We start from the raw sequence: 14,043 nt of genomic DNA on the forward strand, positions 1-14,043 counted from the left end.
TTGCGCTATGCAGCAATTAAATTTTCCTTCTTATAGTTTCCGATTCAAAAATAGCGAAAATAAAGTGTCTATTTTTGATGAAATAAGGAAAAAATTTATCATTCTCACCCCCGAAGAATGGGTTCGTCAGCATGTTGTTCATTTTTTAATGAATGAAAAAAAATATCCGAAATCACTCATAAACGTAGAAAAAGTATTAAAAGTCAACGGATTACGAAAACGCTATGATGTTGTCGTTTTTGATACTGACGGAACCATTCATATATTAGTAGAATGTAAAGCTCCGGAAGTTAAAATTTCGCAAGCTACTTTTGATCAAATTGCACGTTATAATATGACAATGCAGGCACGGTTTTTGAACGTCACCAACGGTCTCCAGCATTTTTTTTGTAAAATGGATTTTGAAAACGAAAAATATGATTTTTTACGAGATTTGCCGAATTATAAAGATAGAGAATAACCTAAATATAAGATACTTTTGGATAAAATAGCAGTTGTAATTTTAAACTGGAACGGAGCAAAATTGTTAGAAAAATTTTTGCCATCTGTTATTCAATATTCGGCAGAAGCCACCATTTATGTTGCAGATAATGCCTCTACAGATAATTCTATAGCTTTTGTACGAGAACATTTTCCAACCATTAAAATCATAAAAAACTCCGGAAATCATGGTTTTGCAAAAGGCTACAATGAAGCCTTAAAAAAAGTCAATGCCGAGATTTATGCGTTAGTCAATTCTGATGTAGAAGTAACAGCAAACTGGCTGCAACCTATTATAGCTACCTTTGATGCAGAGAAACAGACCTCTATTATTCAACCTAAAATTTTAGATTTTAAGAACAAAGAATACTTTGAATATGCAGGTGCAGCAGGCGGTTTTATTGATAAATTTGGTTTTCCTTATTGTCGTGGTCGTATTTTTGATACTTTAGAAAAAGACAATGGCCAGTATGATGATAATGCCGAGATTTTTTGGGCTTCTGGAGCTTGCTTTTTTATTCGAAGTGAAATTTATAACGAATTAAAAGGTTTTGACGAATCTTTTTTTGCTCATCAGGAAGAAATCGATTTATGCTGGCGCGCCATAAACGACGGACACAGGATCAAATACAACTCTCAATCGGTAGTCTATCATGTGGGTGGAGCAACTTTGCAACAGGCAAATCCAAAAAAAACCTATCTGAACTTTAGAAATTCGTTGCTGATGCTGGTTAAAAACCTTCCGAAAAAAGGATTATTTTTTATAATTTTTGCACGAATGATTCTGGATGGAATAGCAGCGGTCAGATTTTTAACACAAGGAAAATTCAAACATTCAGCAGCAGTTCTACATGCGCATTTTTCTTTTTACTGTGTATCATTGGTTTACCTTAGAAAGAGAAAAGATTTTCAAATGAAGCAATACTATTCGGTAAGAAGTATCGTTTTCCTTTATTATATCAAAAATTTGACTCTTTTTAAAGAAATCTTTAACATTAATCAAAATTTTAAAAACTAAATTTGTAATCAACATAATTAAATTTTACATATATGAGAAAAGTAGTAATTACACTATCCGTATTAATGGCATTAACGTCGTGTGTTTCTAAAAAGAAATATGCTGACTTAGAAGCTAAAAACAAAGAGACTCAAGATTTATTAAATTCTTGTACCGTAAAACTAAATACTTGTTTAGAAGAAAAAGCAGGATTAGCGGCTACCGCACAAAGTTATAAGGAGCACAATCAAGACTTGATCAGTACCTCAAAAGATTTGACAGTTTTGACTACAAAAGGTGCTGAAAACCTTGAAAAATCTTTAGAAAGCTTAAAAGAAAAAGATTTAAAAATATCAAGACTTCAAGATGCTTTGACTAAAAAAGACAGTGTAACACTGGCTTTGGTTACCAGTTTGAAAAGCTCTGTTGGAATCTCTGATCCAGATATCGAAATTAACGTAGAAAAAGGAGTTGTTTTTATCTCTATCGCTGACAAATTATTGTTTAAAAGCGGAAGTTATGATGTAACTGATAAAGCAAAAAGTGTTCTGGCTAAGGTTGCAAAAGTAGTAAACGACAAACCTGATTTTGAATGTATGGTTGAAGGTCATACTGACAATGTTCCTTACAGAAGCAACGGTGTTTTGCTTGACAACTGGGATTTATCTGTAAAACGTTCTACTTCTATCGTTCGCGTTCTTACCAATGATTTAGGAGTGAATCCGGCTAAATTAATTGCTGCTGGTAGAAGTTCTTACATTCCATTAGTAGAAAATGATACACCAGATAATAAAGCTCGCAATAGAAGAACTCGTATTGTGGTTATGCCAAAAATCGATCAATTCTATGATATGATTGAAAAAGAAATGAAAAAGCAACAACAATAATTCACGCTTTTAAAATCCTTTGTTATAAACAAAAAGCAGGTCTTACGACCTGCTTTTTATGTATTCTTCATTTTTTTAATAACCAATTAAACAGAAATCAGAAGTACATTTTTTTTAAATTAACTAACTAAATTTTAACTTTAATAAAGTTAGTTAAATAAATCTAAACTTTTACATAATTTAGGTTTATTTTTACAAAATTCCGATATCTCCTTTTCCTTCCCTTACAATAACGGGCTCATGCTCTGATAAATCAATGATTGTAGAACCAATATTATCTCCGTAACCCCCGTCAATAATCATATCTACTAGATTTTGCCATTTTTCAAAAATCAATTCCGGATCTGTGGTATATTCTATTACATCATCTTCGTCCCGAATAGAAGTCGAAACAATAGGATTTCCTAACTGGCGCACAATTTCGAGCGCAATTGCATTATCGGGAACACGAATACCCACCGTGGTTTTCTTTTTAAATTCTTTTGGTAAATTATTATTTCCCGGCAAAATAAACGTATAAGGGCCCGGTAAAGCTCTTTTTAAAATCTTAAAAGTAGCGGTATCAATCTGACGCACATAATCTGATAAATTGCTCAAATCATGGCAGATAAACGAAAAGTTTGCTTTTTCTAATTTAACTCCTTTAATTTTTGCAATTCTTTCTAAAGCACGCGAATTGGTAATATCACAGCCCAATCCGTAAACAGTGTCTGTTGGATAAATAACTAAACCTCCGTTTTGAAGCACTTTTACAACTTTTGCAATAGCCGCTTCACTGGGTTTGTCAGGATATATTTTTATAAATTCGGCCATTTTTTATTTTTAGTTTAAAGTTTAATTTTTTTCAGGTTTCAAGTTGATGTTCGGTAACTTGAAACCTGAAACCTGAAACATTTTTTAACCTATAACATCCAATTTCGCAAATCGAAGCAATAGTTTTTTAATTCCGCCAACTTCAAATTTTATTTCGGCCTTTTTATCGGCTCCAACTCCTTCCAAATTTATTACTTCGCCTTTTCCGAAACGTTCGTGCATCACCACATTTCCTATGGTTAATTTACTGTCAAATAAATTAGCGTTTGAGGAACTAGGCACATTTCCTGCAACAGGTTTTAACTTTCGAACGCTAAGATCAGACTTCGATTCGCTATCTGCACTATATTTTACTGGTGGAGTTCCTCCTACCGGTTTTGCCAGTCGCAACTTTGATTTGTCGATATCGCCAAAAATATCACTGTCAATCATGGGTTTGTAACGATAATTACTTTCTGTAGGCGTTAAATATTCTAAATATTGCCCATCGATTTCTTCGATGAAGCGAGAAGGTTCGCTATCTGTAAGTTTTCCCCAACGATAGCGTGATTGTGCATACGTTAAATACGCTTGGTGCTCAGCGCGAGTCAAAGCTACGTAAAATAAACGACGTTCTTCTTCCAATTCGCTTCTGGTGCTCATACTCATGGCACTCGGAAACAAATCTTCTTCCATACCCACCACAAAAACATGAGGAAATTCTAGTCCTTTTGCAAGGTGAATGGTCATTAACGCCACACGATCTTCATCAGATGTATCTTTATCTAAATCTGTCGCAAGCGCTACATCTTCCATAAATTCTGATAATGCTCCTCTGGCACCGTCAATTTCTTTTTGCCCTTCAGTAAAATCTTTTATACCATTTAATAACTCCTCAATATTCTGAATTTTCGCCATTCCTTCTGGTGTGGCATCTTTTTTTAATTCCTGAACCAATCCTGTTTTTTTGGCCACATAATCGGTGATATAAAAAGCATCCTGATTTTGATCGATAACCTGAAAACTCTGAATCATGGTTACAAAATCATTCAACTTTTGCTTCGTTCCTGAATTCAGTTTTAAGTCAATTTTATCAATATTGACCATAACTTCCCAAATCGAACGTTTGTAATGATTGGCAGCAATTGTTAGTTTTTCAACAGTTGTATCTCCAATTCCACGTGCTGGATAATTGATCACACGAATCAAAGCTTCCTCATCTTTCGGATTGATGACCAAACGCAAATAACACAAAACATCCTTAATTTCTTTACGCTGATAAAAAGACAATCCGCCATAAATTCGGTACGGAATATCACGTTTTCTCAAAGCGTCCTCCATCGCACGAGATTGTGCATTGGTACGGTATAAAATAGCAAAAGAGCCATTGTGCAATTGATTTTGCATTTTTTGTTCGAAAATAGTACTGGCTACAAAACGACCTTCTTCGGCATCGGTCAAACTGCGATGAATTTTTATTTTCGGACCAAAATCATTTGCCGTCCATACGATTTTATCAAGTTTGGTTTTATTATGATCAATAATGGTATTGGCTGCTTCAACAATATTTCGTGTAGAGCGGTAATTTTGTTCTAATCGAAAGGTTTTCACCCCTTCATAATCCTTCTGAAAGTTTAGAATGTTATTGATATTGGCACCACGAAACGCATAAATACTTTGCGCATCATCACCTACGACACAAATATTCTGAAATTTGTCTGATAAAGCCCTCACAATCAAATATTGAGAGTGATTGGTATCCTGGTACTCATCTACCAGAATATACCTGAAACGGTTTTGATATTTAGCCAAAACTTCTGGAAAACGAGTAAGTAATTCGTTGGTTTTCAATAATAAATCATCAAAATCCATGGCTCCGGCTTTAAAACAGCGTTCTACATATTGCTGATAAATCTCGCCCAAACGTGGCTTTTTGGCCATCGCATCTGCCTCTTGCAATTCTGGATTATTAAAATAAGCTTTAACCGTAATCAAGCTATTTTTGTAACTCGAAATACGACCTAAAATCTGTTTGGGTTTATAAATATCACGATCGAGCTGCATTTCTTTTATAATGGAAGAAATAAGTCGCTGTGAATCCTGCGAATCATAAATGGTAAAATTAGAAGGATAACCCAAATGCTCTGATTCTGAACGCAGAATACGTGCAAAAATAGAGTGAAAAGTACCCATCCAAAGATTTTTTGCCTCGCTTGCTCCCACAATATCCGAAATCCTATGCTTCATTTCGCGGGCTGCTTTGTTGGTAAATGTAAGCGATAAAATGCTAAATGCATCTACGCCCTGACTCATCAAATAAGCAATTCTAATGGTTAAAACACGTGTTTTTCCCGAACCTGCACCCGCAATAATAATCATCGGCCCATCTTTTTGTAAAACGGGTTCGCGCTGTGCCTCGTTGAGCTGGTCAATATATTTGTGCATGAAATTTTTTCTGTTTATGCAAAAATAAGAATTTAAAAAGAAAGTTCCTAAGATACTAAGGCACTGAGATTCTAAGTTTTTATCCTGAAGTATTAAACGCTCTAAATTGTTGACTTTCATTTATTTTGAAGCCAAACAAAAGGCATTTTTTCAGGCAAAGTTCCCGCTTTCGGCTTTATCTCTCCGTTACACTTCGAGGATACCGCCTCTATCTGGGCTAGAAAACAAACAAAAGGCTTCTTTTGAAAAAGTGGCTAAGATTCTAAGATTCATTAAAGAAAAAATTAGAGGCTAAAACCTAAATAAAAATCCGCTTTTATCTGCGTTTTCGCTTTAGCGAATAAGTATATTTCACATCAAATTCAACACAATCCTAAAAAAAACTTAGAATCTTATTACCTTAGTAACTTAGCATCTTTATTTATAAAAAATATCATAAGCAAAACGAATCAATGTCCCGATTACCACCACCAAAAAGAAGATTCTGATAAAACCGTTTCCTTTGTTTATCGCCAACTTAGCGCCTAGCCAGCCTCCAAAAGCATTACTTGCGGCCATGGGTATAGCAATGGCCCAAATAATTTTTCCTTTAGAGAGAAACAAACAAATCGAACCAAAATTGGTAGCCAAGTTGACCATTTTAGCATTCGCGGAAGCGTGTAAAAAGTCAAAACCCATTAAAGCGATAAAAGCGACTACTAAAAAACTTCCGGTTCCAGGGCCAATAAATCCGTCATAAAAACCAATAACGATACTGATAAGAACAGCATATAAAATTTGTGTTGCAGGCGACATGTCTTTTGCTTCATGTTGTCCAAAATTTTTCTTAGCATACGTATAGACAAGTAAAAGTGATAATACGACTAATAAAAGCGGTTTCATAAAATCATTGCTCACATGAGTTAGTAAAGTAGAACCCAAAAAAGCAGATGGAACGGCCAAAAGCATCATAATTAACAATATTTTCCACTGGATAACGACTTTTTTTAAATATTGAAAGGCCGCAAAAGCGGTTCCGCTAAAAGCAGGTATCTTTAATGAACCAATTACGGTAGAAACGGGTAAATTTGGCAATAAAATCAGTCCCATTGGTGTCTGAATCAATCCTCCGCCACCCACAATCGCATCAATAAATCCTGCTGCAAAAGCAGCTAAACAAAGCAAAAATATGATATAGGTTTCCATTTCTATTGGTTATCAGGAGGTTTTGAAAGTCGTGTACAAAAGTAGGTTTACAATTTGTTTATTACAATAAATTTAATGTGGATTTGTCGTCAAAAAGTATATTTTTGTTGAAAATATTTAGAAAATGGATTTTACAAGAATTATAGAATTGGCCAGCTACACTTTACCCGCCATCGTCACCGGATTTGTAGCGTATAGTTTTTTTGAATTACACATTAAAAACAACGATAAAAAACGTGCGTTTCTTTTAAACAAGCAATCGCATTCAGAATCATTACCCATACGTTTGCAGGCCTACGAGCGCATGACACTGTATCTTGAGCGTATCAACCTAACTAAATTATTGATTAGAATCACGCCAATTTCTACTGAAAAACACGATTACGAAAACTTTGTAATTGACCAAATAGAACAAGAATTTGAACACAATCTGACACAGCAAATCTATATGTCTGATGAATGCTGGACGATCATTACAACTGCTAAAAATTCGACAATACAGATCATCCGCAAAGCTGCTATGAGTGATCGAGTTGACAGCGCAGACAAACTACGCGAAGTGATTTTGAATGATTTATTAGAAAAACAATCACCAAGCAATGCGGCTCTGGCGTATATTAAGAATGAGGTTTCTGATTTATGGTAGCCGTGACTATATAAATTTTAGAATGTCGATTTTAGATTTAAAAACTACGTATCAATTTACTCTAAAATCTAAAATTAAACTTTATTATCACTCATGATTTCAGATTTATTCTGAGCATATTCATACCCTTGATCCCACCATTTTTTCATTACTTCTTTGTTAAAAATTAATGCATTATTGGTTAGTTTTGTAGGTGTGTAATATAAATTTAATTTTACATTTTTGTTGTTTGCTATAAGTTTTCCTATAGCAATGTCGTGTTTTTCGACCTGATCTAGGGCAATTCGAAATAAATCAATCATGAGAGAAAACGGGTTTCTACCAATAACTGTTTTGTCCATATTGACCTCTGTTTCTAAGATAATTACGTCTATTTCAGTGGCTCCGCGATTGATTGCTTCTCGAATAGGTACCAAACTAGAAAATCCTCCATCTCCGTATTCGAAGTTGTCTTTGGTTACCAAACTCATAAAGGGAACATAATTGCTGGAGATCCAGGACCATTCGCAAAATTCTTCGTATGTACAATCTTTTATGGATTTGTATTCTGATTCGTTTTTGGTAAAATTCGTGACCGTAATTACGACATCTTTGTTTGTTTTTTTTAGCTTATTAAAATCAGATAAAGAAAAATTGTCTTTTATGTAATTTCGTAATCCTTTGCTTTCTCCAAAAGTTCGTTTTCCCTTAAAAAATTGTCGTAAAACGTTAAAGTGATTGATCGTTACAATATCAACTCCGTCTTTGTTTTTGACTACAAACGGGCAGATATTAAAGATTTTACTCATGCTGACATTGGTGTACACCCAATGGATTTTGGTAATCTGGCCAAGCGCCAAATGCGGAATAAGTAAACTTCCTGTAGAGGTTCCCAAAAATAAGTCGTATTCGTGTTTTTTTTCTTCAATCAAATATTGTGCAACACCACCTGCGAACGCACCTTTGCTGCCACCACCAGAAATAACCAATGCTCTCATAAATGTATAGTAGGTTTTTATAGAAAATTAGAGATAGATTTTTTATTAATTTTTTACTCTTTCAATAAACGATTCAGCTGAAATTGTTCATCGGGGTTCAAATTAGTCAAAATTCTTTCAAATGAAACACGATTATCTGAATTTTTCAATAAAAGGCGAATAGTATCTCGGCCAAATTTAGAAAATTGCCACATGTGATGCGTGGTGGCACTCACTAAATTTGATAAAACCTGATCGTTTATTATTTTAAAAGCAATTAATTTTTCAAGAGCATTTTGTCGTGTAGTGGCCTCATACTTTGTCGATGAAAACCCAATCAGTTCATCTGCCAATGATTTTGGATTTTCAGAATAATTGGACGTTGATAATGCCAGAGAAAGCCATAAAGTTCTCAGATTGTAATCATTAAAACCAATCCAGTTTTGAGATTTATCCAAATATTCTTTTTGATGATTCGGGAAGTTTTTCCATAGCCAGTACAAAGCAACTTCTTGCGTTTGATAGGATTTATCCTCAAGCAAGGTTTCGTATTCGGCTCTAAAATCTTCCGGAATTTTTGTTAATGTTGCGGCAACAGTTTGACGAATTTGAATATTATTAGTCTGCAAAGCCAGTTGTAACAATGATTTTTTTGCGTCATATTTCTCGCTCTCTAATTGATCGACAATAGCTTCTTTTACTGACTGATAAACAGCCGATTTTAAAGTTTTTATAAAAAAATCTTGCTTCTCATTCAGAGGAGTTTTCTTTAATTTATCGACTTCAAGGCGTACCTGAATCGATTTGTTTTTGCTTAGCAAAGCGTTGGCTGTCGCAGTATCAAAAACGGTAGATTCGAGCCATGTTTTTTGAAATTTATCGACATCAAAATCAGAGACTTTTTTTATTTCATCAAAAAAATTAGAAGTATTTACCGTTTGATAAGCGTATTTTTTTAAGTAACTTTTTATTGCTTTTTTAAAAGCCTTGTCACCAATAGATTCGTGTAAGACAAATAAAGTCCAGGCGCCTTTTTCATAAAATGTAAGCGAACTTGCCTTTGCATTCAAAACGGGAACAGTATCGGTACGCGAAGCAAATTTTAACTGCTGTGCCGTTTCATATAATTTCGAATAAAAATAATCATCGCCATAAATATCACGTTCGGCAAGCAAAGCAAAATAGGTTGCAAAACCTTCCTGAAGCCAATGATGCGTACTGCTTTCGGCTGTTATCAAATCGCCAAACCAGTGATGCGCCAATTCATGAGCATCAACATTGGTGTAGTTTCGATCTGCAAAACCTATCGAATCTACTACATATCGGGTTGCGAAAAGTGTAGTTGTCGTATTTTCCATTCCCGCATACAAAAAATCCCGAACCGGAATTTGTCTGTTAATTTGCCACGGATATTTAACCCCTATTTCTTTTTCGAGGAAATCAAAAATACGTTTTGAATACCGATAAGTTGATTCAAAACGAGTTGTATCTTTATTTTCTAAATAATATTCTAAAGGAATTTTAGAGTTTGATTTGAACTCTTTTTTATCAAATTTGCCGATCGCAAGCATTAACAAATAAGAGCTCATCGGATTTTCCATCACATATTGCCACTGTATTTGATTGCCGTTTTCAACTCTATTTTTTAAAATTCCGTTTGAAATAACCTCATAATTTTTGTCGAAAATAATTCTCAAATTAAAAATCACTTTTTCTTTCACATCATCAAAACTAGGAAACCAATTGCTCGTGTACCTGCCTTGTCCCTGCGTCCAGATCTGAACATCATCGTTTTCTATAGTAACAAAATACAAAGCCTGTTTTGGTTTTACGCTGTAGCTAAAAGTCAAATGATTTTTACCTTTATCAAAAGATGAAACGAGCAGCAATTGTTTGCCTGTATTGATGAATGGAATATCCTTATGATCCAGCTGAACATCGGTAAACTCCATATTCTGCGCATCAATTTTGATGGTGTCAAGGGCTTTTAACACTTCAAATTCATAATCTATACTACCTGAAACCTGTTTTTCTCTGGGATTTATTTGTAGTTGTCCTGAAACAGACTTGAAATCAACAAATTGGGTTTGCTGCGAAAATGCAAAACTCGTAATAAAAAGAAAAAGGTATTTCATTGAAAATAAATTAGTGCCAATTTTCCAAAGTTACAAAGGTTTTACCAACAAATCGAATGAAATTTGTATGTTTACAATAGAAAATTATATCAGCGTGTCAACACCCAAAAAAGCATTATTTAACTGGAGTAGCGGAAAAGATTCTGCTCTTACATTGTACAAAATTTTACAGAATTCAGATTTTAAAATCGAATATTTATTGACGAGTGTGAATCAGCAGTATCAGCGAATTTCGATGCACGGCGTTCGTGTTGAACTATTAAAAGCACAAGCCAAAAGTATCGGTTTACCGCTAAAAATCATGCAAATTCCCGAAATGCCAACTATGGAAGTTTATGAGAATGTCATGACCGAAACTTTGACAGAATTGAAGACACAAGGAATTACACATTCGGTTTTTGGAGATATTTTTTTGGAAGATTTGCGCAAATACCGCGAAGATAAATTAGCCACATTAGGTTTTGAAGGCGTTTTTCCTCTTTGGAAGATCCCTACTAATCATTTGATTCAGGAATTTATTTCGTTAGGATTTAAAACCATTGTAGTTTGTGTTAATGAGCGATATCTGGACAAAAGTTTTGTGGGTAGAATAATTGATCAGGATTTTATTAATGATCTACCCGAAAATGTAGATGTTTGCGGCGAAAACGGCGAATTTCATACCTTTACGTTTGATGGTCCTATTTTTTCAGAACCCATTAAATTTGAAATTGGAGAAATCGTGTATCGAAAATATGAAAAACCGAAAAACGAAGACTCGTCCAATACGGCTTGCGATACAAATGCCAGCGATGCTTTTGATTTTGGATTTTGGTATTGCGATTTAATTGAGTTAAAATGATGACATTAAGATTTAAAACATTTTGTAATTTTATTTTAGTAATTGGCATTGCATTTCTTTTTCAAAGTTGTTGGGTTAGCAGATGTAAAAGGCCTAAAATAGTAGGGTACATTTATGATTCTATTACTCGAAAACCCATTGAAAATTGTAAAGTTGGAGAAGGTCTAACGGACCAGAACGGTTATTTTCAACTGAAAGAATTGCGATATTCACAATTTACATTTGCAGGTTTTGAAGCCCCATCATTAATGGTAAATGAGCCTGTTAATAAAGAAGGTTACCAAAAAAAAGCTATAGAATTATTCAACCCTTTTGGTGGTGGGATAAAAAAAGGCGCTTTGCATAACGCTGATACTATTTTTTTGAGTAAATCAGAAATAATACCTGATTTTAAGTGATTTAATATTTTATAGTAATACAAATCTAAAAACTAAAGTGTTATGCCATTAAAAGAGAAAAGTCCAGAAATAAAAAAAATACTATTATTTTTAGATGAAATAGGACTGCAAACCATTGAAAAAAAACTAGAAAACACATTTTTACCGGGACTTAGTTTAGGTCCAGATTGTCTTTATATCGATTTTGAAAAATTATTGTATCCTGGCGATATTTTGCATGAAGCAGGACACATGGCCGTTGCAACCTCCGAAGAAAGAAAATTGGCAGGTACTCACGAAATGTCGCAAGAATGGCCTCCACAGAGTGAAGAGATTGGCGCAATTCTCTGGTCATTTGCGGCAGCAAATCATCTAAAATTACCACTCGAATTTGTATTTCATCCTAATGGCTATAAAAATGCATCAGATTGGTTTATTTCTAACTTTAGTAGTAAAAATTACATCGGATTGCCTTTCCTTCAATGGATTGGATTAACGTTGGGAGAGGAAAAAGCATTAGAAGAAAAAAAAGAATCTTTTCCTGTAATGCAAAAATGGTTGAGAGATTAAGCGCTTTTTTAGGTAGATTCATCGATCCATGTTTTTAAAAACCACAAACCTTTTCTTTTTTCAAATATATAATCTATAAAAATTCCATTATTCACACCCCGTTGCTGAATAATAACCTTGTCTTTTTTTAAAATTGTTTTTTGATTATAATCTCTTTCTTCTTTATTTTTATTGAGGTTGATTATAGTATATTCTTCCTTTATAATTTCGTAATCAACCAGTTCAAAATCATCATTATTTAATTTTACAGTTAACGGAAAATGGATTCGGCTCATTTGAAAAGTCTTATTTTTGTTGAACTTTTCAAAAAAAGTAGTAAAATCTTCCGCTTTATTATTTTGTTGAGCCAGAATAGTGGTAGTAGAAAATACGCTCACTAATAGTACTACGATAAATAGTTTATTTTTCATTATTCAGAATAGATATTTAATAAATTAGTCACTGTATTCCAGTTTCTAATAGTTGCTGTCACATTTAGTTTTTTCTCAATATATTTTTGGTCAAATCTGGTTTTCCCTGCTCCGGTTGCATATTTTATAAAAATTCGATTGCCGTCTATACTGGCTTCATCAGGTTTAAACTGACTGATTTTAAGATCGTTTATATTTTCTTTTTTCAAAGAAATTGAAACAAAAGCGACGTAAAGTTTTTTGGTATCAACATCTTTTTCCATCAAATATGGATTATTTTTAAAACACAATTCCAAATCTTCTTTAGTGATCACAATGGTAGGAACTTCATGACCAAAAACCTTAAAAATTTCCTGTTTGATCATAAAAGCCACTTTCGAAGCGCTCTCTTCGTCTGTATCTACAAAAACATTTCCCGATTGCAAATAAGTTCTGACGTTTTTAAAACCAATACTTTCCAACATAGTTTTCAAAGGCTCCATTTTCATCATATTGTGTCCCGAAACGTTGATGCCTCGTAAAAGTGCTAAATGTGTTGTCATTTTTTAAAATTTTATCCTTCAAAGATATTATTTTCTAATCTTTAAATTCGCACTAAACCACTTAAAGGAAAAAATTACGTAAACAGAAAATAATATTTTAAAATAAATATTAATATAAATAATAAATTAGAATTTACATTTTACTCACCTAAAAATTTACGAAACTCTTTTTCAATTTCTTTTTTAAGAGGAAATATTAATTTTTCCAGTTTTTGATATTCTGAATCAAATTTAAATTTAAAACCTAAATTATCTTCGATATTCTTTTTTTGCATATACTTAAGTTGGTCATATGTACTAAAAAAATTACCACAATGTATCATATAATTTACTAACAACTGTTCCGTTTTATCATCAAAGAATAACATATTTCGGGATATATATTTTGTAGATTCAGAATACGTATATCTAAAATTATTTTCAATTTCTTCAGTTTCATCAATATCTGAATTGTTGGTATCTTGATTCTTTACGGATACACTGTACAAATGCAAAAGTTCTAATAGTTGTGAAAGATAACTATAAATTTCAGCTAAACCTTCAAATCTCCTTTCGTGTAGTTTAGTAAACTTGAAGTTTTCCTTAGATTTCAAATAATTTAATTCTGATTGAAATTGTGCTAATTCTTTTGAATGTTCTTTTTTTACTTCTTCAAGTTTCTGGTCGTATGTGCTTTTGATATTGCCTTTAAGTCTTTCAGTTAAATACAATGTAAATAATGCTGGTAAACCCACAAATCCCAATATTTGATAAATGTAATCTGGATAATTCATAATGCTC

At 33.3% G+C, this 14,043-nt stretch carries 15 protein-coding genes; 7 read left to right on the plus strand and 8 right to left on the minus strand.

The window, feature by feature from the left end; genetic code table 11:
• Nucleotides 1-7: 7 nt before the first annotated feature.
• Genes J3495_RS03810 through J3495_RS03820 form a run of 3 tightly spaced genes read left to right on the plus strand, consistent with a single transcriptional unit; the run spans nucleotide 8 to nucleotide 2,364 of the window.
• Entirely contained in the window at nucleotides 8-460 is a 453-nt protein-coding gene (locus J3495_RS03810; RefSeq protein ID WP_210665248.1) for a type I restriction enzyme HsdR N-terminal domain-containing protein, read from the plus strand.
• 18 nt (nucleotides 461-478) lie between these two features.
• On the plus strand, nucleotides 479-1,498 hold the full coding sequence (locus J3495_RS03815) for a glycosyltransferase family 2 protein (protein ID WP_210665249.1): 1,020 nt from the start codon (nucleotides 479-481) through the stop codon (nucleotides 1,496-1,498).
• A gap of 32 nt (nucleotides 1,499-1,530) precedes the next feature.
• On the plus strand, nucleotides 1,531-2,364 hold the full coding sequence (locus J3495_RS03820; protein ID WP_210665250.1) for an OmpA/MotB family protein: 834 nt from the start codon (nucleotides 1,531-1,533) through the stop codon (nucleotides 2,362-2,364).
• Nucleotides 2,365-2,556: 192 nt separating this feature from the next.
• Here J3495_RS03820 and J3495_RS03825 read toward each other — a convergent pair whose 3' ends face one another.
• The 3 genes from J3495_RS03825 to J3495_RS03835 all read right to left on the minus strand — a co-directional run bounded on the left by J3495_RS03825 (nucleotide 2,557) and on the right by J3495_RS03835 (nucleotide 6,786).
• Complete coding sequence (locus tag J3495_RS03825; protein ID WP_210665251.1) at nucleotides 2,557-3,177, minus strand: L-threonylcarbamoyladenylate synthase; 621 nt, start codon at nucleotides 3,175-3,177, stop codon at nucleotides 2,557-2,559.
• A gap of 84 nt (nucleotides 3,178-3,261) precedes the next feature.
• Nucleotides 3,262-5,601 (minus strand): ATP-dependent helicase, encoded by a 2,340-nt coding sequence (locus J3495_RS03830; RefSeq protein WP_210665300.1) that lies wholly within the window; start codon nucleotides 5,599-5,601, stop codon nucleotides 3,262-3,264.
• A 417-nt stretch (nucleotides 5,602-6,018) separates the two neighbouring features.
• A complete protein-coding gene (locus tag J3495_RS03835; protein ID WP_210665252.1) occupies nucleotides 6,019-6,786 on the minus strand; it encodes a sulfite exporter TauE/SafE family protein in 768 nt (255 codons plus the stop codon).
• 124 nt (nucleotides 6,787-6,910) lie between these two features.
• On the opposite strand from J3495_RS03835, the gene J3495_RS03840 reads away from it, so the two are divergent.
• Nucleotides 6,911-7,432 carry a DUF7935 family protein gene (locus J3495_RS03840; protein WP_210665253.1) on the plus strand — a complete coding sequence of 174 codons (522 nt, stop codon included), beginning with the start codon at nucleotides 6,911-6,913 and terminating at the stop codon, nucleotides 7,430-7,432.
• 74 nt (nucleotides 7,433-7,506) lie between these two features.
• Here J3495_RS03840 and J3495_RS03845 read toward each other — a convergent pair whose 3' ends face one another.
• Together J3495_RS03845 and J3495_RS03850 are read right to left on the minus strand one after the other, a co-directional pair.
• Complete coding sequence (locus J3495_RS03845) at nucleotides 7,507-8,409, minus strand: patatin-like phospholipase family protein (protein ID WP_210665254.1); 903 nt, start codon at nucleotides 8,407-8,409, stop codon at nucleotides 7,507-7,509.
• Nucleotides 8,410-8,462: 53 nt separating this feature from the next.
• Nucleotides 8,463-10,523: a M1 family aminopeptidase gene (locus J3495_RS03850; RefSeq protein ID WP_210665255.1), complete on the minus strand. Its 2,061-nt coding sequence runs from the start codon at nucleotides 10,521-10,523 to the stop codon at nucleotides 8,463-8,465.
• A 67-nt stretch (nucleotides 10,524-10,590) separates the two neighbouring features.
• On the opposite strand from J3495_RS03850, the gene J3495_RS03855 reads away from it, so the two are divergent.
• The 3 genes from J3495_RS03855 to J3495_RS03865 are packed head-to-tail and all read left to right on the plus strand — an operon-like array spanning nucleotide 10,591 to nucleotide 12,311.
• A complete protein-coding gene (locus tag J3495_RS03855) occupies nucleotides 10,591-11,364 on the plus strand; it encodes a Dph6-related ATP pyrophosphatase (protein WP_210665256.1) in 774 nt (257 codons plus the stop codon).
• Nucleotides 11,361-11,762: a hypothetical protein gene (locus tag J3495_RS03860; RefSeq protein WP_236025389.1), complete on the plus strand. Its 402-nt coding sequence runs from the start codon at nucleotides 11,361-11,363 to the stop codon at nucleotides 11,760-11,762. The genes J3495_RS03855 and J3495_RS03860 overlap by 4 nt, the downstream gene beginning before the upstream one ends.
• A 42-nt stretch (nucleotides 11,763-11,804) precedes the next feature.
• Nucleotides 11,805-12,311 carry a hypothetical protein gene (locus tag J3495_RS03865; RefSeq protein WP_210665257.1) on the plus strand — a complete coding sequence of 169 codons (507 nt, stop codon included), beginning with the start codon at nucleotides 11,805-11,807 and terminating at the stop codon, nucleotides 12,309-12,311.
• Between the two features lie 8 nt (nucleotides 12,312-12,319).
• Here the strand turns inward: J3495_RS03865 and J3495_RS03870 are convergent, their stop codons facing one another.
• The 3 genes from J3495_RS03870 to J3495_RS03880 all read right to left on the minus strand — a co-directional run bounded on the left by J3495_RS03870 (nucleotide 12,320) and on the right by J3495_RS03880 (nucleotide 14,036).
• Complete coding sequence (locus tag J3495_RS03870; RefSeq protein WP_210665258.1) at nucleotides 12,320-12,721, minus strand: DUF4348 domain-containing protein; 402 nt, start codon at nucleotides 12,719-12,721, stop codon at nucleotides 12,320-12,322.
• Nucleotides 12,721-13,263: a DUF1697 domain-containing protein gene (locus tag J3495_RS03875; protein ID WP_210665259.1), complete on the minus strand. Its 543-nt coding sequence runs from the start codon at nucleotides 13,261-13,263 to the stop codon at nucleotides 12,721-12,723. The genes J3495_RS03870 and J3495_RS03875 overlap by 1 nt, the downstream gene beginning before the upstream one ends.
• A 140-nt stretch (nucleotides 13,264-13,403) precedes the next feature.
• The gene (locus tag J3495_RS03880; protein ID WP_210665260.1) at nucleotides 13,404-14,036 is read right to left on the minus strand and encodes a hypothetical protein; all 633 of its coding nucleotides are present in this window, start codon (nucleotides 14,034-14,036) and stop codon (nucleotides 13,404-13,406) included.
• Nucleotides 14,037-14,043 lie beyond the last annotated feature (7 nt).

Origin of the sequence: Flavobacterium geliluteum, assembly GCF_017948595.1 — a bacterium.
Lineage (GTDB): Bacteria > Bacteroidota > Bacteroidia > Flavobacteriales > Flavobacteriaceae > Flavobacterium > Flavobacterium flavipigmentatum.